This is a genomic window from Synechococcus sp. A15-28 (assembly GCF_014280175.1).
In the GTDB taxonomy this organism is placed as follows: domain Bacteria; phylum Cyanobacteriota; class Cyanobacteriia; order PCC-6307; family Cyanobiaceae; genus Parasynechococcus.
In genome coordinates this window covers 676015-702385 of sequence record NZ_CP047931.1, presented here as the reverse complement: position 1 = coordinate 702385, position 26371 = coordinate 676015, and the positions used below count along the sequence as shown (strand labels likewise).

Here is a 26371-nt window from a genome sequence, read left to right as displayed (position 1 = left end):
TTGATTACGAAGATTCAGTACTCGCAACGGCGGAGTGCTTCCCGCTCCACAGCGAAAAGATTGCTGCTGAGATCCTCACGCAGTCGTTCCTCAATCAATCCGATCGGCATCCCCAGACAACCCTGCACCGTCAGCTCATACAGCAGGGAGGAACCCTCCGCCAGAGTTCTCACTTGCCACGACCCCTCAAAGCGTCGGAAATCCCCCTTCAACATCTCAAAACGGAGCAAGCCTTCAGGCCTGAACTCGCGAAGTTCAAGCAACACCTGTGCAGAAAACCGCAGTCCCAGCAGCTGCTGGCAGCCAACCTGCTGCAGACGAACCGTCTCACCTTTCCGCATCACCAGCTCGCTGGAGCTGAGGTTGGGGATGAAATCTGCCAGATGGGTGTAATCGGTCAGGACATCCCAGAACACGTCCGCTGCAATGGAGCTTTTCAGCTGAACCGCAAGGCGACGAGCTCCTCCCGGCAGACGCTCCATCGTCTGTTCGATGGTTTCGCTCTGGTGACTGGAGGAACGAAGTCCACCTGGAAACAGCGCCTGGAGTGGAGTCAACGGGTCTGGTGTTCAGAGCTAGTCCGATCAGATCTTACGGAAGTCGTCCAGACGACATCGCCCGTTGTGGCAAATAGCAACTGAATCAAGCCTCCTAAAGAAGCACCCCTATAGTCTCGCCACCAAAATCGTCGTCAAATGCGGGTGTCCGTTGCCACAGCGGGTGGAACTTCGTCGTCCCTGTTCACGGTTGTCGCCAGTGGCATCCAGGCCGGATCAGGGCCTTCGGTGATTCGGACCTACCGGGTGGCCATGAGTGGACTCAATGACCTCTACAAGCGACTTTCTGCCTCTGGGGCCAGAATCATCAATGTGTCACCCGCCAGCGAGGGATCCCCCGCAGCGCCGGTGTCCGCGTCCAGCGCCCCCGCCCCGCAAGCCGTGACCTCTGCACCCGCCCCCAAGAAGAAGCCCCACGCCAACGTTCCGGTCAATACCTACAAACCCAAGACGCCTTTCCTCGGCACCGTCACCGAGAACTACCCGTTGGTTGCTGAAGGCGGTATCGGTCGGGTCCAGCACATCACCTTTGATCTCTCCGGTGGTGAACCGCAGCTCGAGTACATCGAAGGCCAGAGCATCGGAATCATCCCCGAAGGTGAGGACGCCAACGGCAAACCCCACAAACTCCGTTTGTATTCCATCGCCAGCACACGCCACGGCGACAACTATCAGGACAACACTGTTTCGCTGTGTGTTCGTCAGCTTGAGTACAAGAACGAGGCTGGTGAGCAGATTTACGGCGTCTGCTCCACTTACCTCTGCGACATCGAACCCGGTTCGAAGGTGAAGATCACCGGTCCGGTGGGTAAGGAAATGCTCCTGCCCGACGACGAAGACGCCAACATCATCATGCTGGCGACCGGCACCGGCATCGCCCCGATGCGCACCTACCTCCGCCGCATGTTCGAATCACGGGAGAGGGGAGCCAATGGCTGGAACTTCCGCGGAAAAGCCTGGCTGTTCATGGGTGCACCCAAAACCGGCAACCTGCTCTACGACGAGGATTTCCTTCATTACGAAAAGGAGTTCCCCGACAACTTCCGCTACACCAAGGCGATCAGCCGCGAGCAACAGAACGCCAAAGGCGGCCGGATGTACATCCAGGACCGCGTGCTCGAACACGCAGAAGAGATCTTCGCGATGATCGAAGATCCCAAAACCCACGTCTACATGTGTGGCCTGAGGGGAATGGAACCTGGCATCGACGAGGCCATGACAGCCGCAGCAGCTGCGAAAGGCCTGGATTGGTCCGAACTGCGCCCACAACTCAAGAAGGCGGATCGCTGGCACGTGGAAACCTATTGATCAGCTTCGGCTGAAGCATCACTCCATCAAGGACCACCTTTCGGTGGTCCTTTTTTTTCGCTTGGCAACAAAACGGGCCAAAAAACAGGGTGGGTTGATCTGGGGCACTGTTGATTTCCCGTTCCGTGCCTAAACCTTCGTCAGATGCCAAGGCTCGATGGTCGCCACCGCCACCAACCCCCTGCGGGTCGGACTCCGACAGGAACGGGTCATTGCACCCCAATGTCTGGTGATTTTCGGCGCCAGTGGTGACCTGACACACCGCAAATTGGTCCCCGCACTGTTCGAACTGTTCAAGCAGCGCAGACTCCCCAGCGAATTCGCCCTTCTGGGCTGCGCTCGCCGGCCCTGGAGCGACGAGGAGTTCCGGGGAAAGATGGCTGAGGCTCTGGCGAGCAAGATCGCTGAGAACCAGGAGGCCTGGGATCAGTTCGCGTCGAAGTTGTTCTACGAGCCCGTCGATCTACAGAAACCGGAGGACGTGGTTCGCCTGGGCGGGCGCCTGGAGACCATTGACCAGCAGTGCGCCACCCGCGGCAACCGGACCTTTTACCTGTCGGTGTCACCGAAGTTTTACGGCAGTGGCTGTCGCGCGCTGGCGGACGCAGGGCTGTTGAAGGATCCCCAGCGCAGCCGTGTGGTGATCGAGAAGCCCTTCGGCCGGGACTACGGCAGTGCTCAAGCCCTGAACCGCGTTGTGAAGAGCTGCGGACAGGAGAACCAGATCTTCAGGATTGACCACTACCTGGGCAAGGAGACGGTCCAGAACATCATGGTGTTGCGCTTTGCCAACACGATTTTCGAGCCGATCTGGAACCGGAACTACATCTCCAGTGTTCAGATCACCGCAGCCGAGACCGTCGGTGTCGAGGAACGCGCCGGGTACTACGAAAGCTCAGGAGCCCTGCGGGACATGGTGCAGAACCACCTGACCCAGATGCTGGCCATCACCGCCATGGAACCACCCGGTCGGTTTGACCCCGAAGCGATCCGCAACGAAAAAGCCAAGGTGCTCCAGGCGGCACGACTGGCCGACGAGCAGGAACCATGGAACTGCTGCATCCGCGGCCAGTACGGCCCCGGCGGCAGCCATGAGTCGCCGTTAGCCGGATACCGCCAGGAACCGGGCGTCGATCCGAACAGCACCACGGAGACCTACGTCGCCATGAAGCTGTTCATCGACAACTGGCGCTGGCAGGGGGTTCCCTTCTACGTGCGAACCGGAAAGAGGCTGGCCAAGCGCCTCAGCGAGGTGGTGCTCACCTTCCGCGAGGCACCAGTGCATCTCTTCGATGCAGCCACCGGTGGCCCCACAGCCAACCAGCTGATCCTGCGAATCCAGCCCGATGAAGGTGCGGAATTCCGTTTCGAGGTGAAATCGCCCGGTTCCGGCATGCGCAGCAGACCGATCGACATGGAGTTCTCCTACGACGAGTCCTTCGGAGAGCCCTCCGATGAGGGCTATGTGCGCCTCCTGGCCGACGCCATGCTCAGTGATCCGACCCTGTTCACCCGGAGCGACGAGGTGGAAGCGGCCTGGCGTCTGTACACACCGCTGCTGGAGCTGATCGAAGACAGCCCTTGGCAGCTGCCGATCCACCCCTACGAATCCCGCACCTGGGGACCTGCCGCCGCTGATGCCCTGCTGGCCCGTGACGGACTGCTCTGGCGTCGTCCCTGACAACACCGGAACTCGCCGCACTTCATTCCTCCTACCCGATGTCTCCCCAGCTCACCCTTCAGACCCCGCTCGAACTGGCGCCCTCCGAGGTCCCCACCTATCTGGAGCAGCTCTGGTCAACGGAGCAGCAAGGCAACACCGGTGCCGGTGCCAACACGTTCTGTCTGCTGATCTGGCAACCCGCCTGGGCCGAACAGCAACTGGTGCGTTGCGGTCGGCTCAACGGTCCGATCACTGGCCAGCAATCCGATGCGCTGCTGCAGGCCGGTCGCCAGGCCGTGATCGATACCGATCTACCCCTGAGCACACCACCCAGCGCCGGAGAGCTGATCGCTTCCGTCGCCCAGCTCGAGGGTGAAACCCAGGCCGATGATCTGAGAGGTCAGTACATCGACCCGGCCCTGAGTGAGCTCCAGCCCCGACGCTTGATCACCCTGGCGCCGACCATCAACGCCCAGCAGGGACTCGAAACGCTTGTGGCCGCTTACTGCCCCTTGCCTGAGGAGGGAGGAGGCACCACCGCCTGTGGCGATGTGGTGGTGTTGCGCGGTGGCCACGATGCCCTTCGCGACGGCATGTCGATCCTGCAGCCGCTGCTGCCGCCCTCCATGCCGTCCTGGGTCTGGTGGAACGGATTCCTGGATGAAGCCCCCGATCTGATGGAACAGCTGGCCTGTGCTCCCAGGCGCCTGATCATCGACACCGCCGTCGGTAACCCCGCCCACTGCCTCAACCTGCTGCGGTCGCGCGTGGAGTCCGGTCAGGCGGTGAATGACCTCAACTGGCTGCGCCTGCGCAGCTGGCGCGAAACCCTGGCGATGGTGTTTGACCCTCCGAACCGCCGGGATGCTCTCTGCCACATCACGCAGTTGGACATCGATGTGGAAGGTCACCATCCAGCCCAGGGCCTGTTGATGGCGGCCTGGATTGCAGACCGTCTCGGCTGGCAGTTGCAGACAAGCGACGTCACCGAGGAAGGGGTCACAGCTCGGTTCAGCCGCCATGACGGAGCCGACATCCGCTTCCAGTTGATGACTGTCCCCACCGGCCAGCCCAGTGTCCATGCCGGACAGATGGTCGGTCTGCGCCTGATCTGCCAACCGGAGCAAGGGCAGGGTGTCTGCGTGATCCTCTGTGGGGAATCCGGTGGCTGCATGCGTCTTGAGGGGGGTGGCATGGCCAGCCTTGAGCTGCATGAGGAGATCGTTTCGGTTCAGCACGCCTCACCGGAAATGGATGTGGCGAGGCTGCTCAGCGGTGGACACGACTCCACCAATCCGCTGCTGGCCACATCGGCTTCACTGGCTGCCAGGCTGCTGAACTGACGCCGACGCTCCACCATGGCCGTTGTCATCGCCGCACCGGCCAGCGGCAGCGGCAAAACGCTCCTGACACTCGCCCTGTTGGCATGGGCCCGCTCTCAGGGCCACAGCATTCAACCTTTCAAAGTCGGGCCGGACTACCTCGACCCCCAGCTGCTGAGTGCTGCTGCAGGACACCCCTGCAGAAATCTCGATCTCAACCTCTGCGGACAGGCCTGGGTTGAAAAGGCCTTTCTCGGTTACGGGAGCCAGCGGGATCTGGCCCTTGTGGAGGGGGTGATGGGCTTGTTCGATGGCATCGGCTGCAGCGAAGCCGGCAGCACGGCAGCCATCGCGAAACAGCTGCAGCTCCCCGTGGTTCTGGTGATCGATGCCGGTGGTCAGGCCGCATCGCTGGGGGCCCTCGTCCAGGGTTTCCGTGATCACGACCCAGACCTGACCCTGGCGGGTGTCGTGCTCAACAGGGTGAGCAGCCAACGACACCGGGAGCTGCTGCAGGAGGTTCTTGATGCGATCGGCATGCCCCTACTGGGCTGTCTGCCGAAGAGTGATGAGCTGGCACTACCCAGCCGACATCTGGGCCTGGCCCCGGCCCACGAACTGCAGAACCCATTACATCGACATCAGCGCTGGGCGCGACTCGCCGAAGAGCATCTCGATGTCACGCACTGGCTGGCACTGATGGAGGCTCCACGGTCAGGGACGCCCCCGCTGGATGAGATCGCTCCGATCACCGGGCCGGCGTTGCCGGTGGCCGTCGCAGTGGATGAGGCTTTTCACTTCCGCTACGCCGAGACAGGCGAGCAGCTGGAGCGCATGGCGATGCCCCTGCTGCCCTGGAGCCCCCTCGCCGATGAACCGATTCCGCCCGACGCCCGGGGACTGATCCTGCCAGGCGGTTTTCCGGAGCAACACGCTGAGGAGCTGGGGCAGTGCCGCAGAAGCCTTTCCGCCCTGAGGGAGTTTGCGCAACAACGCCCGGTGTATGCCGAATGCGGCGGCATGTTGTTGCTGGGCCAGCAGCTGAACGATCTCAATGGCACGCCGCATCCGATGGCAGGTCTGCTGCCCTTCAGCGCCCGGCGCGGAGGGCTCCAAGTGGGCTATCGCCAGCTGACACCACGCCGGGACGGCCTGCTGCTGCGGCATGGAGAATCCCTGCGGGGCCACGAGTTTCACCGCTGGATTCTCGAGCACGACCGACCACCATCGGACGAGTCCGTGCTGTGGGACATTGAAGGATGGAGAACCGGACAAACACCGGAGGGATGGGGTACTCAGAGGATTCACGCCAGCTGGATTCACCTGCACTGGGCCAGCTCTTCGATGATCTGCTCCCGATGGCGCGACGCACTCGCAACAGAGCCGATTCCATTGCCCGGCGGTTCGTCAACCGAACCCAGTCCGGCCGCCCGCAACCCTTCCTCGAACGCTGGCGACTGCTGATCCACGGACAGGTCCAGGGGGTCGGATTCCGAGCCAGCTGCAACCGGCGTGCACTGGACCTTGGGCTACGGGGCTGGGTCCGCAACCTGCGCGACGGCAGAGTTGAAGTGCAGGCCGAAGGGCCGCCTCTGGCGATTTCCGAGCTGCGGGCCTGGTGTGAACAGGGACCCCCTGGAGCAGAGGTGCTGAGGGTTCAGCTGAGCCAATTTCCTGTGACCGGTGATGATTGGTTTGAGGTGCGCCGCTGATCAGACTGGGGCCATGGGCAAGAACTTCCTCGATCCACAGGACAAAGCGTTCTGGCGTGCCCTGCTCGGCGTCCTCAGCCTGGGGGTCTGTATCGGCCTTGCAGCTCTGATCCTGAGGTTGTGATTCAGGCTGCTGACGCGCCGTTCATCACTGCCCATCTTGAGCTGGTCACCCCGCTGATCAGCTGATGTCACGCCAGCTCTGGTTGCTCCGCCACGGGGCGACGGAATGGGCTCTCAATGGGCGGCACACCGGCAGCACAGACCTGCCGCTGCTGCCCGAGGGTGAAGCCGAAGCCCGCGCCCTCTCCCCGGTTCTGAGCCAGCAGCGCTTCGCAGCGGTATTCAGCTCTCCCCTGCAACGGGCACGACGCACCTGCGAGTTGGCAGGGCTCGGCGATCAGATGCAGATCTGCGACGACATCATCGAGTGGAACTACGGCGACTACGAAGGCATCACCACCGCCACGATCCGTGAAAGCATCCCGGATTGGACGGTCTGGAGCCATGGCTGTCCGAACGGAGAGGACCCTCCAGAGGTTGAGGCCCGCTGCGCACGAGCGATCAGCACAGCTCTGGCTATCCCTGAAGACGGGGATGTTGCTCTGTTTGCCCATGGCCACATTCTCCGGGCACTGGCTGGAACATGGCTGGGACTGGGAGCCGCCGGCGGACAACTGCTCCGACTCGGCACAGCTTCAGTCAGCATCCTGGGCTGGGAGCGGGAAACCCGAGCCATTCAGCGCTGGAATGCCCCATCCGCTGGGAATCTCTAGCCACGAGGGAAACGATTCACCTCGGCCCCGGATCCGATCAACACGTGCTGTGGGATCCTGGGCAAAAATTGGGATCGTCTCTCCTAATTTTTTTAAGATGAAATGAGCATTAACACCATAAAGTGGTGAGCCACAAGATAAGTTGCAGTCATTGAATTTTGTTCCTAGCAAGGATCAGAAGAAGAAGGAAATACCAGAAGTCATGAGGAACATTGCCGACATCATCCGCCGATTCAAGCAGGAGACAGGAGCAGACAACAGATATGTGGTGCTCATCCTCGCCGCCCTAATGACGGACTACCAGGAGAAGGAATCACCCTGGAAATAGAATCAAAGAATCTCGCATCCATAATTTCAGCGCAAGATCACGCAGAAGTATTCACGAAACCCCTTGCGGAAACGAGAGCGGCGACGAAGCCAACGCTCACCCTCGGCCTTGCAACCACTCTCACTCAACATCGGGATGGTCACCATCCAAGTTGAGTCACTGTTGGCGGCATTGCTGCCTGAAAACTTGGAGCCGAAAACACCCGTGGTCAGCACCAGATGGGCCTTGATTGGTTGCTGAGCCCAAGCCGCTGAACTGGCCAGAACAAGACTCAACAAGCTGAGGGCGATCAGACAACGGTTCCTCATCACCATGGACCGTCAACAAAACAATCGGACTGATTCAGTCAAACGAGGCCAAGGTGACTTCTCAAGGGGCCGAAGGTGGCGATGCGAATGCATGGCGCCAGACATGCTCGATGGCAGGGCTGGCGCTTCCTCCGATCAACCAGACACCGGTTCGCGCCCGGGACACTGCGACGTAACAAAGTTGCTGCCGGATGGATTGGTCGGCACGGAACACATCCGGGGCCACAAAGACCTCCCCGAAACTGCTGCCCTGACTGCGATGCACCGTCAACACTGCTGCCGGTCCGAGGGAGGCAAAGGCATCGCGAAGAAGGAAATACCGCCGCCAGATGGCCCGACCGTTTTTCTGCCCCGCGTCCCGGGCCTGTTGACGCAAGCGCTGCATCACCCCATCAAGCGCGCGCCTGGCATCACTGCCGACGGGCGGCTGGAGTCTCAAGCAGAGCTCCAACTCCCCTGCGGAAACCTGAGCCGACACTGTTTCAATCACAGGAACGGCTCCATCCGACGGGGAAAGGCCGAAATCCATTAAATCGCAGGACTCAAGCGTCACATCCCTGACAATCACTTCACGATTGGAGCCGAGCACCATGTCTGGCTCCTCGCCGGTCTCCTCACCATCCCTGGAGGCTGGTGCCATCACTGCCGCCCGACTGATCAGCACCTCCCCAGGCAGCACCGCCATCTGATCAGCCATGTCCCCATGGATAGCCCGCCTTGCCAGGGGGACCAGGCGCTCAAGGGTGCGGTTGGTGTAACAAAGAATCCTGGCTGCGTCAGGGTTGTCCTGGAGGGAGGCCTGTCGCAGTGCCTGGCGCGCATGGTCCAACCAGTCCTTTTGGGGCAGACAGCACACTTGCCCCCGCTCATCGCGGATCGGCGGCAACACGGGCGGGTTCTGACAGGGAAGTCCTCCATCGCGTAAGCGGCTGGCGAGCTGCAACACAGGGCCCTGGTGACGCACCACCTCCTCCAGAGACGCAGCACAGGCCCGCTGCATGGCAAACACAGGGCTGGAGTCCTCGCCGACCGGAGGCAGCTGCGCTGGATCACCAACAAACACCAACCGGGTTTTGAACGGATGGGCGCACTGAAGAGCAATGCCCAGCAACGTGCTGTCCACCATGGAGGCCTCATCAATGAGCACGAGGCCGAGGTTTTCGAGAGCCATCGCCGTCTGCTCCGTCGGTTCGCAGAGTTCGGCATCCGCGGAGCGTTTCAGCTTCAGCCGCAGCAAGCGGTGAATCGTGGAGGGGTACCAGGTGGGCTGAAGACCCTCCAGATCCAGGGCCTGACGCAGAACACCCACAGCTTTATGGGTTGGCGCCACCACGGTCCAGCAAAGCCCCTGCATCTCCACCATCCGCAGCAGGCGCATCGACAGAAACGTCTTGCCGCTACCAGCGAAACCGCTCAGAACAAAGGGTGTTCCATCGGATGGTGAGGTCAGCCACGCAGCGAAAGCATCGGCAGCCTCGCGCTGATCGTCCGTGAGATCTTTTGTGAGGTGATCCTCGTTGCTCACCCCAGTGCTGCCCGCAGGCCGGCGGCCAGATGCCAGGGCGATCCCAGCAGCACCAGACCCGGCAAGGCCACCCCAGGACCGATCAAGCTTCCCACCAACACCTGCAAGCGACTGTGGCCGAGGCTTTCCTTCAGCGGTTTGTCATGGGCTGTGGGCCAGAGTTCCATCGGCAGGGCATTGACCCGTTCGGCGGTGAAACCCGCCGCACGTCGAATGCCACTGGCGTCGTACATCACCACGAAGCTGACCATCGCAGCAAGGGCAAACAGCGGATGGTCAAATCCGAGGGTCCAGCCAATGCAGGAGGCCGTACCGGTCACCAGCGCTGAGTGGCTGGAGGGCATGCCACCGGTTTCGATCAACACCGCCGGACGCCAGCGGCGATGAACGACCAATTCGATCAGCAACTTCGACAACTGAGCGATGCCACAGGCCACAAGCCCCCAGGCCAACGAACTGTTGTCCAGGAACTCCTGCAGGACGGCGTGGGATGGAGCGGAGTCAATCATCGATCACGGCTGGTGATGTAGTCCGCCAACGCCAGCAGCGGTTGGGCTTTGGCGGCCCATGGCTTGAGCACCTCCTTGGACTCATGAACCAGATCCTTGGCCCGTTTGCGGGATTCCTCGAGCCCCAGGAGTTTGGGATAGGTGGTCTTGTCGGCAATGAGGTCCTTACCGGCCGTTTTGCCGAGCACCTCACTGCTGGCTGTGATGTCCAGGATGTCGTCAATGATCTGGAAAGCCAGGCCGATCCCCCGGGCGTAGACCCGTAGCGCAGCAATCAATTCATCATTGGCCCCGCCGATCATCGCGCCGGTGATCACACAGGCGCTCAACAGCGCACCGGTTTTGTGGAGGTGGATGTACTCGAGCGTTTCGAGATCAACCTGTTTTCCTTCACTCTCCAGATCCACCACCTGACCACCCACCAGGCCAGGAGCCCCCGCCACCAACGACAGCTCGCCCACCACCTTGAGCAGTCGCTCGGGTTGAACCCCTGGACTGCGCAGCGCCACCATTTCGAAGGCACGGGTCAACAACGCATCACCGGCCAGAATGGCAACGGCTTCCCCATAGACCTTGTGGTTCGTGGGGCGTCCACGCCGGAGGTCATCGTCATCCATGGCCGGAAGGTCGTCATGGATCAACGACATGGTGTGGATCATTTCCAGCGCCACTGCCGTGGGCATGGCCTGAGCAGCGTCCCCACCCGCCAGCTCGCAGGCCGCCAGGCAGAGGATGGGGCGAAGACGCTTTCCGCCCGCCAGCAGCGAGTAGCGCATTGCTTCACGCAGCGACTCCGGCCGCTCCGGCAGCAAAGACTGATCGAGGGCTTCCTCCACCGTCGCCTTGGCTTTGGCGAGATAAGCCTTGAAATCGAAACTGTCGGCCACGCCAGGGGTGTTGTCGGGAGAGGTCGCCGCGACGGTCATGGAGAGCCCGATACTGGCGGGATTCTCTCAGGCCGGCCCTGGATTGCAGAGGGGAACCCAGTCCATCGGATGCGGCATGCGCATTTCCCGCCCCTGACCAGGTGCTGTGGTGATAGCCAGGTCGTAGGAGACCGAATAGCGAGGTGACTCCCCCTCATAGGCCGTCACCTGATGACGCAGATCAGAGGGGAACAGCAGCAGCCGGTGCTGTAAGGGAGCGAACACTCCCCCCGAGACAGCTGCGTCCTTATAAGGGATTGCCATCACGTGACTGAAGTAATCGTCTGGAGCCTGAAACTCCAACTCCCCACTGGGATTGTCCGGTTCCGTACGGACATAGAACACAGCGCTGAGCTGAGCATTGCGGTGGCTATGGGGCTCAATCGTCCCGCCTTGCTGAGCACAGACCACAGGCCAAGCCTTCTGAATGTGAACCTGCAGAGCGTGATTTGGCCCCAGCAGCTCCTTCAGGTAGTCGTCCACGTGAATGGCCAGGTGCTGATTGAGCCACTGGAACGCTTCCAGGCGATGCAATTGATCCAGTCCCGCTTGACCGAGCAGATCACCGGTGAGGTTGTTGCGATCACGGAACTCAGGCTTCGAGAACACCTTCTGGTTAAACAGAGCAAGCTGCTGCAGCATCGCCAGGGCCACATCGCTCGGTGGTGTGAGGTCCGCCTGCAGCACCGGTGTGGGGAACAACCAGTGAATCGCGTTCTCCGCCATCAACCAATCAGGTCCTCCAAGCCATGGTCGTTGCCATGCCGTCGGCACCAGGCAACCACCGTGTTCACCAGCAGCATGGTCACCGTCATCGGGCCAACGCCTCCTGGCACAGGGGAGAGGGCAGCAGCGATCGGTTCCACCTCCCCTGCCACAACATCACCGCAAAGCCCCCCTTCCGGCTTGCGATGAATGCCCACATCCACCACCGCTGCACCGGGCTTGATGTGCTCGGCGCCGACCATGCCAGGGCGGCCTGCAGCGACCACCACAATGTCGGCTTCGCGGGTGTGGGCAGCCAGATCAGCGGTGCGGGAATGGGTGACGGTGACGGTGGCGTTGGCGGCCTGCAGCATCAGGGCCATGGGCTGCCCAACAAGAATGCTGCGCCCAATGACGACGGCCCGTTGACCAGCGGGATCGATGCCGTTGCTGCGCAGAAGCGCTATCACACCGGCCGGTGTACAGCTGCGCGGGCCGGGTTCGCCTTTCAACAACCGTCCCAGATTGAGGGTGTGCAGACCGTCGGCATCTTTCGCCGGATCGATGGCCTCCAACAGGGGACGCTCATCCAACCCCTTGGGCAAAGGCAACTGAAGCAGGATGCCATCGACACGGGAATCAGCATTAAGGGTTTGGATCGTGCTGAGCACCTCATCCGCGGGGGTCTCTGCCGCCAGATGAGCCCCAAAGCTGGCAATGCCCACGCGGGCGCACGCTTTTTCCTTGTTGGCGACGTAAATAGCACTGGCCGGGTCATCGCCCACCCGAAGAACTGCAAGTCCTGGCGGCCGACCAACATCGCCCATGAAAGCGTCGACAACAGCGGTGAGGCGACCCTCCACCGTTGATGCCAGCGTTTTGCCATCCAGCCGCAGGGCCATGACAGGAACCCATCAGTCCCTCCAGCATGCCCTGCTGGTACGGCTAGCGTAATGAGGTCAGGTCCCTTGCTTTGGTTCGCTTCAACGGCGTGAGCAAGTTATGGAGACGCTGGCTGCGTCATCAGGGTCCGGCTGGGCGCCTGCTCCGTTGGACTGCACTGCAATCCAGCTTTGTGCTGTTGCTCTGCCTGATGGTTGCCGGAGCTTCCAGCCTTCCATGGCTGCTGAAACCTGATCTCCAGCCGGGTGCGCTGGCCCCCTTTAACGCCATCGCACCCAAGGATGCCCTGGTGCAGGACAGCACAGCTCTGGAGCAACGCCGCTCCACCCTGGTGGCACGCTCCGTCGTTCAAGTGCTTGACCAGGAGCAGACGCAGGCACTCAAGCTGAGACTGGAACGTCAGCTCAGCGAACTCCAACAGGTGAGCGAGAGCGGGTCAGCGGCCAGGGTCGGTCCGGTCAATCTCAGTGCGGATGAACAGGTCTGGCTGGAGCAACGCAGCCATGAAGAGCATCTCGCCTGGGACAACGTTGTCAGGAAGGCCGCGAACCGCATGCTCAGCCAGGGACTGGTAAGCACCCTTGCGGTGGATCAATTCCGTCAAGCCGCCAGTCTTCAACTGCAGGGTGACGTCATCGACAACCCTGCGGCCCGTTCCCTGGCCGGCAAGCTCCTGGCAAGCAGCCTGCAGGGAAGCAGCAACCTGCGCACCGACCCCATCCTCAGCAAACAGCTGATTGAAGAACAGCTGACCAAACAGGGGATCCCCACCATCGATGTGCGGAAGGGAGATCTCATTACACGAAAGGGGGAGCCGATCAGCCCTCAGGCCTACGACGTTCTTGACTTTTTCGGAAAAGTGAAGCGCGAACCCCAGCCGTTGATCTGGCTGGGTCGTTTTCTCGAAGCCCTCGCTGCCTGCGGCGTGATGCTCTTGGTGATGCGACGAGAGCGTCCCGGGCTTGAAGTCCGCCATGGGTTGCTGGCCCTAGGACTCCTGCTGCTGGCTCAGGTGGCCAAGCTCTGGTTCCAATCCACGGTCAGTCCCTTAGCGGTGTTGGTGCCACCCACTCTGATCCTGACCGAAGGACTGGGAACGGGCTGTGGCCTGGTCTGGATGGCGATCACAGCCCTGATCTGGCCTCTGCCTGCCAATGGACTGGGTGATGGGCGTCTGTTGATCGCTGTCGCTGTCGCCACAACAGGAGGAGTCATCGCTGGTCGTCAGCGCAGTCGGGGTCAGTTGCTTCAGCTCGCTGTTCTGTTGCCACTGGGCGCCCTGGTGTCTCAATGGGTGCTGCTCCAGCTCCAACCATGGACGGGGTGGAGGCTGTGGGGCTCCTTGAATCCAGGACTCGATGAACTGAGCACAGATGCGCTGCTGTTGGGTCTGCTGCTGATGCTGTCGCTGTTGATGATTCCCCTGCTGGAAGGATCCTTCGGCTTGCTGACCCGTGCACGATTACTTGAATTGGCAGACCAGGAGCGACCTCTGCTGCGACGCTTGTCCTGTGAAGCTCCTGGCACCTTTGAGCACACATTGATGATCTGTGGCCTTGCCGAGGAAGGAGCTCGTGCCATCAATGCTGATGTCGATCTGATTCGAACAGGCTCTTTGTATCACGATGTCGGCAAACTTCATGCCCCGGACTGGTTCATCGAAAACCAAAAAGACGGTCCGAATCCCCATGACGCTCTTAACGATCCTGAACAGAGCGCGGCTGTTCTACAGGCCCACGTGGATGAAGGACTGAAACTGGCAAAACGCCACCGCCTGCCTCGGCCGATTGCAGATTTCATTCCGGAGCACCAAGGGACCTTGAAGATGGGCTTTTTTCTGCACAAAGCCCGTCAGAGAAATCCCAAGGTGCAGGAGAGACGCTTTCGCTATCACGGCCCATCACCCCGTTCCAAGGAAACAGGAATCCTGATGCTGGCCGATGGTTGCGAGGCGGCTTTGCGCTCATTACCACCCGACACCTCAGACGATGAAGCGAAGGACACCGTGCGTCGCATCGTGGAGTCTCGTCAACAGGATGGGCAACTTCGCAAAAGCGGACTATCGCGTTCTGAGGTTGAACTTGTCGTCCAGGCATTTGTGAAGGTTTGGCGGCGGATGAGACACCGCCGCATTCCCTATCCCATTCCCGCCAGACCTCGACAATCGGCCTGATTCAAGGATCAGCGCATCACCTAACTGATCAAGAGTTGAAGAGTGTCCTGTTGATCAACAAAGCCGTCAAAAACGGCCACGGCTCGCTCACCACTCAGAAGCCAGAGATCATCTCCGCGAACGTCGATCTCGTAAGCACCAACGGTTTGATCCAAGCGAAGTTGATCTATATCAGGATCAAAATCCATGATCCACTGAACACCAGAAGATTCACGACTGAGATCAAACGTATCAGCGCCTGAACCACCCCAAAGTTCACTTCGCGAACGTCCACCGATCAGAAGATCTCGACCAGGTCCACCATCCAGTTCAACCTCTCCAGCGAATTTGCTGGCATCGAGGCGATCACGCCCTTGTTGGCCATGAATCGCCAACAAGTCAGGTCCGCCTTGATTCTTTTGAACAATCTGAATTCGGTCACCCCCCCTTGCCGCGAATAAGTTGACAACATCAGGAGATGATGCGAGACGGGGATCAAACTTGAATTTAACTTTCTCGGAAAAATTGGAGCTGAACAGAGAAATTGCATCAAAACCCTCAACGGGGGTTCGCACCACGTCATCAGAACGCTCGATCAATTCATCACTTCTGAGCCTGAGGCGAAGGTTGCCTCCCTGTTCAGACAGTCCGATCTCAAGCTCAGAACCCTCCGGCTCGTCGATGGGATCATCAATCTCATCCACGTCTTCCTCAATTCCCTCTTCATCTTCCTCTAAATCATCCTCCTCTTCATCAATTCCCTCTTCATCTTCCTCCAAATCATTCTCCTCTTCCTCGATCTCCTCTTCTTCCTCTTCTTCGTCCTCATCTAAATCGTCTTCCTCTTCATCATCCAATGGGAGAGGGTTGGGATTGAGCTCAGGAAGATCAGCCGCAGGCGAGCCAACGAGTCCCAGGATCCGATCCACCTCTCGCGCATCATCTGGAACCATGGCGCCCCCAAACGACTCACCCAACACAGATGCAATCTCCGCATTGGTTACGCCAACAAACTCATCCCCAATCGTTGGCCCAGGATCATCGGGAGTCAGCTGCTCCGGCAACTCAGGGAAAAGCACATGATCCGCTAACTGCTCATAGAAATAGAGTTGCTGATCCTGAAAAGGTCCGAAGTCAAGAATAACCTGATCATCCAGCAAGAAATGCTCGTTCGCTGAATCCGCGGCAGGGGCAAGCTCAGGATCCATTTCAAAATAAGACCTTGGCACCACCTCTCCCTCAACAACACCACTGGCACGATCACCAAACTGGATATCACCTTCGAAGCGCATCCTGCGACCCAGCTGCCTTGGCTCATTCAAATAAAAATCCGTGATGTTATTGAAATAACCATTGCGGACATGAATCACACCACTACGAGGAGCCGAGAAACCAATCTCATAATCCTCAATGACAAAGTTTTCATAATGATGAGTTCCGCGGTTATAAAAGTTTGAAGCAGCGTCAAAGCCGGTATCGCCAGAGCCATCAGCCGGTCCAATGATTTCAAAATCGCGGAAATCAGTGTCAACCGTGTAATTAACCTGCATTCCGTTACTATTACTCCAAAGACTCATACCATCCATCACACTCGGAGCAAACTGAAATCGAGCCTGTTCCTCCTGTTCTTCCTCAATCGTGATGAATGTACGGTGGTAATAAATCTGAGCTCCCAAAGCTGAACCATAACTTTCGTTGTCACTGAACCGAGCCAAGGGAGCCAAAGAAACTGGCACTGACGCATCCCCCTCAGCAACGAATGGATCAGGAAGATTGCCTGAAGGGAAGGTCGTGATACCCAAGCCATCTTCAAACAATGGTTCGGCATAGAGGATCAAGCCACTTCCTGTAGCCCCAGCAGCCACATTGTTTTCAACGACGACCCCGGGCCCTTGCAGCCAGAAACCATCACCTGCATGGCCGAAATCGCCATCCTCCTGTCGACTGATGGGCTCATCACCAGTGCCAAGCATTCGAATGGCAAGGTTGTCCTGAAAACGACCGATCTCATCTCCAGCTTCGGTGCTGAAAGCTGCACCCACCACATCAAAGGCAACATTGTCGATGAAATCGACATAACTGGAATGGTTGACAAACCCCCAGCCAGGATTGCCGGCTACAACACTGCCACGGATGACAGCAGGAGAGCCACTCCGCTCAACACCATTACGGTGAAAATGAACAGAATAACGGCCACCTGTATTACTACCAGTCTCTTCCACGAAGAAGCCTTCATCATCAAAATATGGACTATCCAATGGTCGAAGCTTGTCGGTGCGGCCCAGATCATTGAACGCAGCATTCGCCACATCCACATCTCTGGTATGCATGAACATCACGTGACCGCGACGATCAATGGCTGTGTTCTCAGAGGTGAATTCCACATTGCGGCTGAGGTTGGCCACATGAACCTTCAGGTGATCCCGCGGAGTGAGGTGGTCCTCGGTTAACGGGGCTTCCAAAAGAATGCGAGACCCTTCAATGGACTGAATAACGACGGTTTCATCCCCACCACCATCGGGACGGGTTCCAGCGATGACCAGCTGATCCCCCACCGACCAACCCTCCGGTTGGTCGGTCAGAACAATCTCCCGATCACCTCGTTTCAGATCTATTGCTGCGGTCACAGCAGAGGTTTTTGCCGCACCGTGGATCCGCGTGGTGCCATGAAGAATCGCTCCACGGCCCATTAGCAACGGGTCGTTCTCAACAGTCAGAGGCCCACGATCGGCGAACACGATCCGCGCTTGCACATTCGACTGAACCGGTTGTTCCGCCGTGCCGATCTCTAGTCGACTACCAGGGGCACTGACCAGCGTGTCGACCCTTAATTCCGTATCCCGATCAGTTGCGAAGCGCAGCTCACCATTCAGCCGAAGCCATTCAAGCTCCGAGGCCAGTTCACGATCCAGAGTGACCGAATGAGCTTCGGGGATCAGAACCCGACTGCCCTGATCAGGAATGCGCCCACCCTGCCATGTTGAGGCAGAGGACCAATCTCCTGAGGCCGTCGCGACATGCGTGGCTTCTTCCGGTTTGGCCAGATCCATCGCAGCCATGTGCTCACTTTGGAGCGTTGGATCATCGGGATGTGCTGGCATTTCAGACGCGAGGAGCATCGCGTTCATGGCACTGAGAATGGCTTCACCATCAGCTTCAGCGAAACCATGTTTCTGCACATTCTCTAAATGAAGGATTTGCGGTCACCCCGAAGAATGCACTCCCGCAGCCATCTTGCGCTGCAAGACAACCGTCGCCGGAACCAGAGTGATCAGATTGGCGATCAGCACCGGGCCATCGCCGACGATCCAGCCGTACAGCGACCACAGGGCCACCCCAGCCGTGAACAGGGCGTACATACCGAGAGAGATTGAACGGGTGTCACCGCTGCGGAGGGTCTTCACGGCCTGCGGGAAAAAACTGATGGTGGTGAGAAAGGCAGCTGCATAACCCAGAGATTCAGCCGGCATGGTTGTCATCGTCCTGTCGAGTGAACACACGCAGCCGGCGCCCCGTGAACGGGTGTTGAAAACCCAGGGCCCTGGCGTGCAATCGCAACGGCGTCATTGACCCTTCACCGTAAATCGGGTCTCCCAGAATCGGATGACCAATGCCAGCCAGGTGGGCTCGCAGCTGATGCGATCGCCCTGTCAAAGGCCGCAGCCAGAGTTTTGTCGAGTCCTCTTGTCTGGCGCGCACTCGCCATAACGTTGTCGAGGGTCGTCCCTGGGGGTGATCGCCATACCGAGGTGGATCTCGATCCAAGCGAGCCAAACGCGAATCAATCCGGCCTCGACCATGCAGCTGCCCCTCCACTTCTGCTTCGTAGAGCTTGTTCACGCGTCGAGCGGCAAAGAGGGCACTGCAGCGACGGAGACTGTCCAGACACCGGGCGACCAGCACCACGCCCGAGGTGTCTCGATCAAGCCGATGCACCAGATGGTGCTCCCCACGCAACCTCTGCAGCCTCGTGATCAGGGAATCCTGCAGGTGATCGCCGCGGCCGGGTTGCGACAGCAATCCCGACGGTTTCAGCACCACCAGCAACCAGGGGTCCCCATAAAGAATCGTCGGATCCTCAGGGCTCGAGCCGCTCCGCACAATGCTGTCTGAAGAGGTGTTCCACCTCATCCGGAGGGAGAGCCTGAACGAGGCGCGCTTCAGCCTCCACGTGATGCTGACTGCTGTGATACAGGTTCAACTCATGAAAAGCGCGCGGATCGGCGCGACGGGTCTGATCCATGCCAGCGCCCAAAACCGCTGCTGGCATCAGTGGACCGCCCTTGCAGAACTGCATGACGTGGGCGGATTCATGGGCAAGGACGACCCAGATGTAAGCGGGATCATCCGGCAGATTGTTGCCACACATCAACAGGGCCTGACGCCCTTCATGAAAAGCTCCCAGCAGACCTTGCGGGCAATCATTGGCGACCAGGGCCTCAACACCGGTTTTCTGAATCAACCGCAGATAGGAGCCGATCTGATCCCAGCTTGATGCCCGCGACGGGAGCCCCTCCCAGCTCAGCGCGATGAGCAACGGAGCCAGCAACCACAAGGCTGGACGTCGACCCTTCTGGAGCACCAAATCCCCTCGCCCTTGTCTCATTGGTCTCGCCAGATCATCGCCAGACGTTGGGATGCACTGAACTTCTCAAGATTTCAGGAGTTCAGTTCACGGCGGACCGCCTCAACCTTGTCGTGAAAGGCCTGATGCCGGTCGATGCGGGTGTTCAACTTCAACGTGGTGTAGACGCGTGGCACTCCCATGTCATGCATGGCGTCGTGACAGGCCCGAACGCAGTCCATGACGTCATCCCAGGGCCCCTCGATCGCCGTGCCGTTGGGACCTAACTCATGAACGAGCCCGGACGACTCGATCACCCGCTGACAGGTCGCAATGTACGGGGACAAGCTCACCCCGACCCCAAGAGGAACGACACAAAGATCAACGCTGAGCCAGGACCCCACAGGCTTCATTCCTATGAGTCTCATCCTGTCACGCAGAGATGACCTGTCGTCAATCAGGATGAACCCAATGATGTTCCATCAAAGATTGTGCGATTGCTTGAGGCTTACGCAGCATTGATGAACAGGGCCCCAGCTGCTTCGTTTCGAAAAGCACGAGCCCTTTATCTGAATAAATATCCCTTGCCCCAGACCGACGAGCAGGGCCCACTGAAGCTTTTCGTCTGCGATGAACAACTCACGGAAACCGTGGAAGCCGTTGAAGGCGGAGATCCACAGCAGCGGCGGGTGACGCTCCGATCGAGTCCAGGAGCTCTTGCGGTCGTCCATTGGCAGCAAATGGCCGCACCACCGGAAGATCTTGTCCGCCAATACCTTCAGCAATCGTGGGGACTGGATTCAGATGTCTTGACCCTTGAGGTGTGGTCAGAGCCTTGGTTTCGCAATGGAGGACACCAGACCCGAATCGCGCCTCCCGAGGAACTTGCCATCCAACAACAAAGCTTATTAAGCCTTGGCGAATGAAAACAAAAATCTTCCTGAAACCGTTCTCGACTCCAGATCCCTGATCGCTATGCCGTGATCAGAGATCCTTCAGGACATGCTCACTCAATACGCCGAGCGATACGTGCTTCGCACGGAGTCCGATGGCTGTTATCTCTGCGTCAGCGACGTGAACCAGTCGATCAAATCGATCGCGTCAGCCGACAAGGCATGGACCTTCCACACCCATGACGGTGCAGTAACCCATGCACTTTGGATCGGCCAAGTGCATGGAGAAACCCCGGATGTTGTGAAAGTCTGAACCTTAGGAGATGCGAACCAACCTCAGCGTTGTCCGATCAAATCATCCCAACTGAGAAAACACTCCCCAGAAACGTTGGTCTGAAGTTCAGACAGAATTAACAACTGAGGTTCAGTGAATTGGGATTCTTGATCAACAAATTGTTGAGAACTGATCTCCGACTCCTGCCAGAAGGACATCTCAAATGTCTTACTTGCATCATTTTCTTGAAGAGCAGGTCAACATTCGGTGAGCTTTGGCACAGCTCTTTGTGACAGAGAGCACGCCATGAACGGCTCATCCATGAATGAAGTTGCGCAGCCGTCGGAATTCCTCGGCCTGAGCCTGTTGCAGAGCCGATGCACTGCCCTGCTCCATGGCCCTCTTCTGGGCATCCAGCACGTCAGCTTCCGTCAATTGAAATCCCCACTCCCCGGCAAGTTGCAGAAAATCCTCCAGGTCAAGCGGTGAAGCAAGCCGCTCCGCCAGAAGCGGATTCGACTCACGAAGCGACAGGAACTGATCGAGTTGTGTCAGCGACATCCCAGGGCTCCAAGAGATTGGTGTTCTAGATCAGCCCTTGACCGCATCGCCGCTTGCATTCGGCAGGATGAAGCGCTGCAGAAGGATGAACAGCAGAAGCACGGGGAGGATCGAGACCACCGAGCCAGAAGCAACAATCCGCCAATCAAGGGAGAAGCTGCTGGAGAGTTGCTGCAGTCCCAGGGGAAGGGTGTACAGAGCTGGATCATCGAGAATCACCAGCGGCCAGAGGAAATCACTCCAGGTGCCGATGAACACGAACATCGCCAGGGTGATCAGGTCGGCACGGGCCGCAGGGATCATCACGTTCCACCATTCCCCAAGCCGACTGCAGCCGTCGATCCGCGCCGCTTCCTCCAACTCCTTCGGGACCCCCAGAAAACTCTGACGCAGCAGGTACAGACCAAAGGCCGTGGCGGCCTGAGGGATGATCAGTGCCAGCAGCGTGTTGCGCAGACCCAGCTGAACCATCAGGAGGTACAGGGGAATCATCACCACCTGGAAAGGGATCAGGATCGTGGCCACCACCAGTCCCAACACCAGGCCGCGTCCGGCGAAACGCATCCTGGCCAGTGGGTAGGCCGCCAGAGAACAGAACAGCAGATTGGCCCCAACCGCCAGAACGCTCACCGCCGTGCTGTTGATCAGATACGTGGTGAGCGGATTGTCCTGAAACAGGCGGCGGTAGGCCTCAAAACTGGGTTGTTGAGGCAGAAGAGCTGGAGGGCTGCTGAAAATATCCTCGGTGGGTCCTTTGAGAGACGTGCTCACCAGCCAGAGCAATGGCACCAGCACCAGCAGTGCTAGCGCAATCAACAGCATCAACTGGAGCGCTCTTTGAACCGCCTGACGCATGAGCTTCAGAGGGTCGGACGCGTTTCAAGATCAACGGCATCCCGCTGGGGATGCAAGGGCTGGTGCTCCTGGGCTGCCACGAGACGATTGAGAGCATTGATGAAGGCCATGGCGGCGGCGACCACAACGTCCGTGTCGGCAGCATGGCCTGAGTACAGAGAGCCATTGCGGCGAAGCCGAATCGTGACTTCCCCTATGGCATCAATTCCCTCCGTCACCGATTTCACCGAGAACTCCATGAGCTCGTTGGGGACGCCAGCCAGTTGATTGAGGGCACGGCACACCGCGTCCACCGGCCCTGTACCCACTGCAGAAACGGTTTGTTCCTGACCGTTCTCCTCCGCCAGGGTGACGGTGGCCGTTGGCTTCAGACGCGTTCCACAACTCACCTGCACCAGCTGAAGCTGATAGCGCGCCTCGGGCTGCTGAACCTGTTCGCTGACAATCGCCTCAAGATCCCGATCGGTGATCTCCCGCTTGCGATCAGCCAGATCCTTGAAACGGGCAAAGGCCTCATCCAGGTCCTCCCGGGTCAGGTCATACCCGAGCTCCTCGAGTCTTGCCCTCACCGCGCTGCGACCACTGAGCTTGCCCAATGAAATTCGGTTGTCGCTCAGACCGACGGTTTTGGCGTCAATGATTTCGTAGGTCAGGCGATTCTTCAGCACGCCGTCCTGGTGAATGCCCGATTCATGGGCAAAGGCATTGGCACCAACGATGGCTTTGTTGGGCTGAACCACCATGCCCGTGAGGTTGGAAACCAGACGCGAGGTCTTGGTGATTTCCTCGGTGCGGACGGCGGTGAGGGGAGTGGGACTGTCCTGATCGCGGCCGAAGAACGGATTGAAGTAGCGACGGCGCACGTGCAAGGCCATCACCAGTTCCTCAAGGGAGGCATTGCCTGCTCGCTCACCGATGCCGTTGATGGTGCACTCCAGCTGGCGAGCGCCGTTCTTCACCGCCTCGAGGAAATTCGCCACAGCCAGGCCCAGATCGTTGTGGCCATGAACGGAAAGAATCGCCTCCCCGATGTTGGGGACATGGCGATTGATGCCAGCAATCAGGTCTCCGAATTCCGATGGTGTGGTGTAGCCAACGGTGTCTGGAATGTTGATCGTGGTGGCACCAGCGGCGATGGCCGCTTCGATGACCTCGTAAAGGAACTCAGGATTGCTGCGGCCAGCATCCTCACAGGAGAATTCGATGTCCTCCACCAGGGATCGCGCATAACTGACCATCTCCGGCACGATCTGAAGAACATCGCCGCGACTTTTGCGCAGCTTGTGCTCCAGATGGATGTCGCTGGTGGCGATGAAGGTATGGATCCGGCGGCGCGGTGCCGGTGCGACCGCCTCGGCGCAGGCTTTGATGTCTTTCTGAGAGGCACGGGCCAGTCCGCAGATGATTGGACCGTTTTCGCCCCCCACCTGCTGGGCGATGCGCTGAACAGCCGCGAAGTCGCCGGCGCTGGCGAAGGGAAATCCGGCTTCGATCACATCCACCCCCAGCCGGGCCAGCTGCTGCGCGATCGCCAGCTTTTCCTCCAGATTGAGGCTGGCCCCAGGGGACTGCTCACCATCCCGGAGGGTGGTGTCGAAGATCAGGACACGAGCGGGATCCTTGGCCATGGACAACGCCCTCGCGACGGCTTAGTCGGATTGACTATGAGTTAATTCATCTTAGTTCAGGCATCTCGGCTGAAACCGGATAAATTCGCATCTTCTCTTGGGCGGTTGGTCACTTGAGCAAAGGTGCCCTCGCCCTCGTTCTTCACGCCCACTTGCCCTACGTGCGCTCCGTGGTGCCGGGCTCGCTGGAGGAAGACTGGTTTTTCCAGGCACTGTTGGAGTGCTATTTGCCTCTGCTGGAGGTTCTTGAGCAAGCGGCAGCCGATCCGGAGAGCACTCCGAAACTGACCCTCGGCCTGTCCCCGACCCTGCTGTCACTGCTCAGTGACCCAGACCTGCAACAGCGTTTTCCCGGCTGGTTGGATCAGCGCCTCGGCCTTCTCCCCTTTGCAGATCAGGGTGTTGCAGAGGCCAGGGACCATCTCGAAGCCACCATTCAGCGTCACAAGTCCGCCTGGATGGCGTGTGATGGAGACCTGATCAGCCGCTTTGCGGCTCTTCAACGGGCCGAGGTGGTGGATCTGCTCACCTGTGGTGCCACCCACGGTTATCTGCCACTGCTTCGCCAGCATCCGGAGGCGGTTCGCGGACAACTGCGCACCGCCGTGCGCGAGCACCACCGGCTGATCGGCGAACGTCCGCTGGGGATCTGGCTCCCGGAGTGCGCCTATTACGAAGGGCTGGACCAGTGGATGCGGGACGCGGGGCTGCGCTACGCCGTCCTCGATGGACACGGACTTCTGCATGGTCGGCCCCGGCCCCGTTACGGGGTGTACGCACCGATCTGCAGCCGCAACGGCGTGGCCTTCTTCGGCCGGGACAGCGAAGCGACCCTGCCGGTCTGGTCCGCCAAGGACGGCTACCCCGGTGATCCGGACTACAGGGAATTCCATCGCGACCTGGGGTGGGATCTCCCGCTGGAACGCCTGGCACCGCTTGGATTAACGGAGCCGCGGCCCCTCGGCCTCAAACTCCATCGCGTCACTGACCACAGCGCTCCGCTGGATCAGAAGCAGCCCTATCGCCCCGCCATTGCCGCCGAGAAAATTCGGCATCACGCCAGCCACTACCTCCAGGGACGACGGCGCCAACTCGATCAGCTCAGCAGCAGCATGACGGTGAGCCCGTTGCTGGTGGCTCCCTTTGATGCGGAACTGTTCGGGCACTGGTGGTTTGAAGGCCCATCGTTTCTGGCTGAGCTGTTTCGCCAGGGGCCGGCCAACGGCGTTCCTTTCACGCGACTGCGGGATGTGCTGGATGGTTCCCAGCAGCTGCAGCTCTGCGACCCTTGCCCTTCGAGCTGGGGCCAAGGCGGATATCACAATTACTGGCTGAACGACAGCAATGGCTGGATCGTTCCCGAGTGGGAAAAAACCAGTGCCGCGATGGTGCAGCGCTGCAGCCGCGGGGTCGGCAGTGAGCAGGCGATGCAGTGGCTGCAGCAGGCCGCGCGGGAGCTGTTGCTGGCCCAGTCATCCGACTGGAGTTTCATCCTTCGGGCGGGAACGACCACCGGACTGGCCCGGGAACGCATCGAACGCCACCTGGAACGGTTCTGGATGCTGATGGCTGCCATTGACGGCAGCAGCGAGCTGCCCGAAGGATGGCTCGAGCAGGTCCAAGCGGATGACCGACTGTTCCCGCTGATTCAGCCGCTGGACTGGTCGAAAGTCGGGCGCTGAGCCGTACCAGCTCCCAGCACCAGTCCACGGCGGAGCTCCCAGGGGGATAAGGCAAACAAGCGCAGCATCACCCCCATCAATCGCGGCAACGGCAGCGTGTTGGTGAGGAAGCCAAACCACTCCTCCCGCGGCAGCGAAAAGAAGGTGGCGAAGTGGGTGCGCAGCAAGGCTTCGTTAAAGCCCATCAAGCGGCCCAAACCGAACTGATACAGCTGATGGCGCAGCACCAATTCGACCGGCCAGAGCGCTTGCCAACCCCGTTGTGCCAACGCTGCTGAACCAAGGCTTGGATTGGCGAGAGCTACGGAAGTGGCCTGGGCCAGATCAGGCCCCCGCCGCAGCAGCGATCCCACCATGTAACCCGAGGCCGGATGCACCATGCTCGCCGCACCACCAAAGGCCAGCACCGGCTGGTTGCGATCCGGCAGCGGCAGGTTCATCGGGAAGAGGCAGAACTCCTCATGGATCACCTCGGTGATCTCCACGCCGCGCCGATCCAGGCGCTGCTGGAGCCGTTGCTTGAGTACGTCGTAGCGAACACCCGGAGCCAGGGCGAGTGAGGTTTCCTCCACGAAGAACACCTCATCGCCCAGATCCATCGCGTACAGGAACGTGGGTGGTTCCTGGCGTTGCGCTGCACTGAGGTGATCGCAGCGGTAATCCATCAACACAAACCGACCCTCCTCGATCGGAGGCTTGGAGAAACGCCCCACCACGCCGTAGGCCGCTTGGCCCGCCACCGGCCCCTGATCGGGGCGACGGATGTGGGGCGTGCGCGAACCGGAGGCATCAATCACCAAGCGCGCCTGCAACGTGCTTCCCGATGCGCAGCTGACGCTTGTGGTTGAACCCTTCAACTCCACCCGTTCAGCGGTGTCTTGATGCCAGACCACGCCGTCGGCCCGCTCCAGCCAATGGCGCTGCAATGCCGCCCGATCGAACAGGCCGTAGTCGATCCCGTGGGCATGGCTCTGATCCTGAGCCGTTGTGCCGCCTGTGCCGAAATAACTGACGGTTTCGCTCCAGCGGTGCTCCAGCAGCTGCTCAAGCCCTACCGCTTTGAGTTCATCGGCCCAGATGCCGTAGGTGTTCGGCCAGGGATCGTCGACCGGACCGGGGGCGATACCCGCAACAGCCACACCCCGTTGGTTCAGTTCCGAAGCGATGCAGAGGGCAGCAGGACCGCCCCCCAGCACCAGCACATCCACCGGCTCAGCCAA

Annotated in this window: 26 protein-coding genes; 10 read left to right on the top strand and 16 right to left on the bottom strand. The window is 59.7% G+C overall.

Features of this window, described 5'->3' with window-relative positions:
* Positions 1-14: 14 nt before the first annotated feature.
* Entirely contained in the window at positions 15-557 is a 543-nt protein-coding gene (locus tag SynA1528_RS03660; RefSeq protein ID WP_186587746.1) for an SRPBCC family protein, read from the bottom strand.
* A 138-nt stretch (positions 558-695) separates the two neighbouring features.
* Between SynA1528_RS03660 and SynA1528_RS03655 the strand changes: the two genes are divergently transcribed.
* From SynA1528_RS03655 to SynA1528_RS03630, 6 genes are all read left to right on the top strand, one after another.
* Positions 696-1865 (top strand): FAD-binding oxidoreductase, encoded by a 1170-nt coding sequence (locus tag SynA1528_RS03655; RefSeq protein WP_186587745.1) that lies wholly within the window; start codon positions 696-698, stop codon positions 1863-1865.
* Positions 1866-2022: 157 nt separating this feature from the next.
* Complete coding sequence (gene zwf / locus SynA1528_RS03650; protein ID WP_186587744.1) at positions 2023-3546, top strand: glucose-6-phosphate dehydrogenase; 1524 nt, start codon at positions 2023-2025, stop codon at positions 3544-3546.
* 38 nt (positions 3547-3584) lie between these two features.
* Entirely contained in the window at positions 3585-4871 is a 1287-nt protein-coding gene (locus tag SynA1528_RS03645) for a glucose-6-phosphate dehydrogenase assembly protein OpcA (protein ID WP_186587743.1), read from the top strand.
* A gap of 15 nt (positions 4872-4886) precedes the next feature.
* Positions 4887-6314 carry a cobyrinic acid a,c-diamide synthase CobB gene (locus SynA1528_RS03640; protein WP_186587742.1) on the top strand — a complete coding sequence of 476 codons (1428 nt, stop codon included), beginning with the start codon at positions 4887-4889 and terminating at the stop codon, positions 6312-6314.
* Positions 6209-6562, top strand: coding sequence for an acylphosphatase (locus tag SynA1528_RS03635; protein ID WP_186587741.1), 354 nt, complete (start codon positions 6209-6211; stop codon positions 6560-6562). The genes SynA1528_RS03640 and SynA1528_RS03635 overlap by 106 nt, the downstream gene beginning before the upstream one ends.
* 188 nt (positions 6563-6750) lie before the next feature.
* Complete coding sequence (locus SynA1528_RS03630) at positions 6751-7338, top strand: histidine phosphatase family protein (protein WP_186587740.1); 588 nt, start codon at positions 6751-6753, stop codon at positions 7336-7338.
* 354 nt (positions 7339-7692) lie between these two features.
* On the opposite strand, the gene SynA1528_RS03625 is transcribed toward SynA1528_RS03630, so the two are convergent.
* From SynA1528_RS03625 to folD, 6 genes are read right to left on the bottom strand one after another with little or no spacing between them, the layout of a single operon-like run.
* The gene (locus tag SynA1528_RS03625; protein WP_186587739.1) at positions 7693-7980 is read right to left on the bottom strand and encodes a hypothetical protein; all 288 of its coding nucleotides are present in this window, start codon (positions 7978-7980) and stop codon (positions 7693-7695) included.
* Between the two features lie 55 nt (positions 7981-8035).
* Positions 8036-9499, bottom strand: coding sequence for an ATP-dependent DNA helicase (locus SynA1528_RS03620; protein WP_186587738.1), 1464 nt, complete (start codon positions 9497-9499; stop codon positions 8036-8038).
* Positions 9496-10008: a divergent PAP2 family protein gene (locus tag SynA1528_RS03615; protein WP_186587737.1), complete on the bottom strand. Its 513-nt coding sequence runs from the start codon at positions 10006-10008 to the stop codon at positions 9496-9498. The genes SynA1528_RS03620 and SynA1528_RS03615 overlap by 4 nt, the downstream gene beginning before the upstream one ends.
* On the bottom strand, positions 10005-10934 hold the full coding sequence (gene crtE, locus SynA1528_RS03610) for a geranylgeranyl diphosphate synthase CrtE (RefSeq protein ID WP_186587736.1): 930 nt from the start codon (positions 10932-10934) through the stop codon (positions 10005-10007). The genes SynA1528_RS03615 and crtE overlap by 4 nt, the downstream gene beginning before the upstream one ends.
* 27 nt (positions 10935-10961) lie before the next feature.
* Entirely contained in the window at positions 10962-11660 is a 699-nt protein-coding gene (locus SynA1528_RS03605; protein WP_186587735.1) for a TIGR02466 family protein, read from the bottom strand.
* Entirely contained in the window at positions 11660-12541 is an 882-nt protein-coding gene (gene folD / locus SynA1528_RS03600; RefSeq protein WP_186587734.1) for a bifunctional methylenetetrahydrofolate dehydrogenase/methenyltetrahydrofolate cyclohydrolase FolD, read from the bottom strand. The genes SynA1528_RS03605 and folD overlap by 1 nt, the downstream gene beginning before the upstream one ends.
* Positions 12542-12612: 71 nt before the next feature.
* Between folD and SynA1528_RS03595 the strand changes: the two genes are divergently transcribed.
* Complete coding sequence (locus SynA1528_RS03595; RefSeq protein WP_186587733.1) at positions 12613-14715, top strand: HDIG domain-containing metalloprotein; 2103 nt, start codon at positions 12613-12615, stop codon at positions 14713-14715.
* Between the two features lie 20 nt (positions 14716-14735).
* Here the strand turns inward: SynA1528_RS03595 and SynA1528_RS03590 are convergent, their stop codons facing one another.
* The 5 genes from SynA1528_RS03590 to SynA1528_RS03570 form a co-directional block, all read right to left on the bottom strand.
* Positions 14736-17822 carry a G8 domain-containing protein gene (locus SynA1528_RS03590; protein WP_186587732.1) on the bottom strand — a complete coding sequence of 1029 codons (3087 nt, stop codon included), beginning with the start codon at positions 17820-17822 and terminating at the stop codon, positions 14736-14738.
* A gap of 75 nt (positions 17823-17897) precedes the next feature.
* Positions 17898-18173 (bottom strand): SemiSWEET family sugar transporter, encoded by a 276-nt coding sequence (locus SynA1528_RS03585; protein WP_186587731.1) that lies wholly within the window; start codon positions 18171-18173, stop codon positions 17898-17900.
* The gene (locus tag SynA1528_RS03580) at positions 18154-18795 is read right to left on the bottom strand and encodes an RluA family pseudouridine synthase (RefSeq protein ID WP_286187891.1); all 642 of its coding nucleotides are present in this window, start codon (positions 18793-18795) and stop codon (positions 18154-18156) included. The genes SynA1528_RS03585 and SynA1528_RS03580 overlap by 20 nt, the downstream gene beginning before the upstream one ends.
* Complete coding sequence (locus SynA1528_RS03575) at positions 18773-19300, bottom strand: hypothetical protein (RefSeq protein WP_186587729.1); 528 nt, start codon at positions 19298-19300, stop codon at positions 18773-18775. The genes SynA1528_RS03580 and SynA1528_RS03575 overlap by 23 nt, the downstream gene beginning before the upstream one ends.
* A gap of 53 nt (positions 19301-19353) precedes the next feature.
* Entirely contained in the window at positions 19354-19671 is a 318-nt protein-coding gene (locus tag SynA1528_RS03570) for an MTH1187 family thiamine-binding protein (RefSeq protein ID WP_353616637.1), read from the bottom strand.
* A 171-nt stretch (positions 19672-19842) separates the two neighbouring features.
* Here SynA1528_RS03570 and SynA1528_RS03565 point away from each other — a divergent pair, with 171 nt between their 5' ends.
* Both SynA1528_RS03565 and SynA1528_RS03560 read left to right on the top strand, forming a co-directional pair.
* A complete protein-coding gene (locus SynA1528_RS03565; protein WP_286187890.1) occupies positions 19843-20184 on the top strand; it encodes a hypothetical protein in 342 nt (113 codons plus the stop codon).
* A gap of 76 nt (positions 20185-20260) precedes the next feature.
* On the top strand, positions 20261-20464 hold the full coding sequence (locus SynA1528_RS03560; protein ID WP_186587726.1) for a hypothetical protein: 204 nt from the start codon (positions 20261-20263) through the stop codon (positions 20462-20464).
* 276 nt (positions 20465-20740) lie between these two features.
* Here the strand turns inward: SynA1528_RS03560 and SynA1528_RS03555 are convergent, their stop codons facing one another.
* From SynA1528_RS03555 to SynA1528_RS03545, 3 genes are read right to left on the bottom strand one after another with little or no spacing between them, the layout of a single operon-like run.
* Positions 20741-20986 (bottom strand): Nif11-like leader peptide family natural product precursor, encoded by a 246-nt coding sequence (locus SynA1528_RS03555; RefSeq protein ID WP_186587725.1) that lies wholly within the window; start codon positions 20984-20986, stop codon positions 20741-20743.
* A 30-nt stretch (positions 20987-21016) separates the two neighbouring features.
* Complete coding sequence (locus tag SynA1528_RS03550) at positions 21017-21841, bottom strand: carbohydrate ABC transporter permease (protein WP_186587724.1); 825 nt, start codon at positions 21839-21841, stop codon at positions 21017-21019.
* Positions 21842-21846: 5 nt separating this feature from the next.
* Complete coding sequence (locus SynA1528_RS03545) at positions 21847-23469, bottom strand: 2-isopropylmalate synthase (RefSeq protein ID WP_186587723.1); 1623 nt, start codon at positions 23467-23469, stop codon at positions 21847-21849.
* A 113-nt stretch (positions 23470-23582) separates the two neighbouring features.
* Here SynA1528_RS03545 and SynA1528_RS03540 point away from each other — a divergent pair, with 113 nt between their 5' ends.
* The gene (locus tag SynA1528_RS03540; RefSeq protein WP_186587722.1) at positions 23583-25151 is read left to right on the top strand and encodes a 1,4-alpha-glucan branching protein domain-containing protein; all 1569 of its coding nucleotides are present in this window, start codon (positions 23583-23585) and stop codon (positions 25149-25151) included.
* Here the strand turns inward: SynA1528_RS03540 and crtL are convergent.
* Positions 25118-26371 carry a lycopene beta cyclase gene (gene crtL / locus SynA1528_RS03535; RefSeq protein WP_186587721.1) on the bottom strand — a complete coding sequence of 418 codons (1254 nt, stop codon included), beginning with the start codon at positions 26369-26371 and terminating at the stop codon, positions 25118-25120. The two genes, SynA1528_RS03540 and crtL, sit on opposite strands and share 34 nt — an antisense overlap.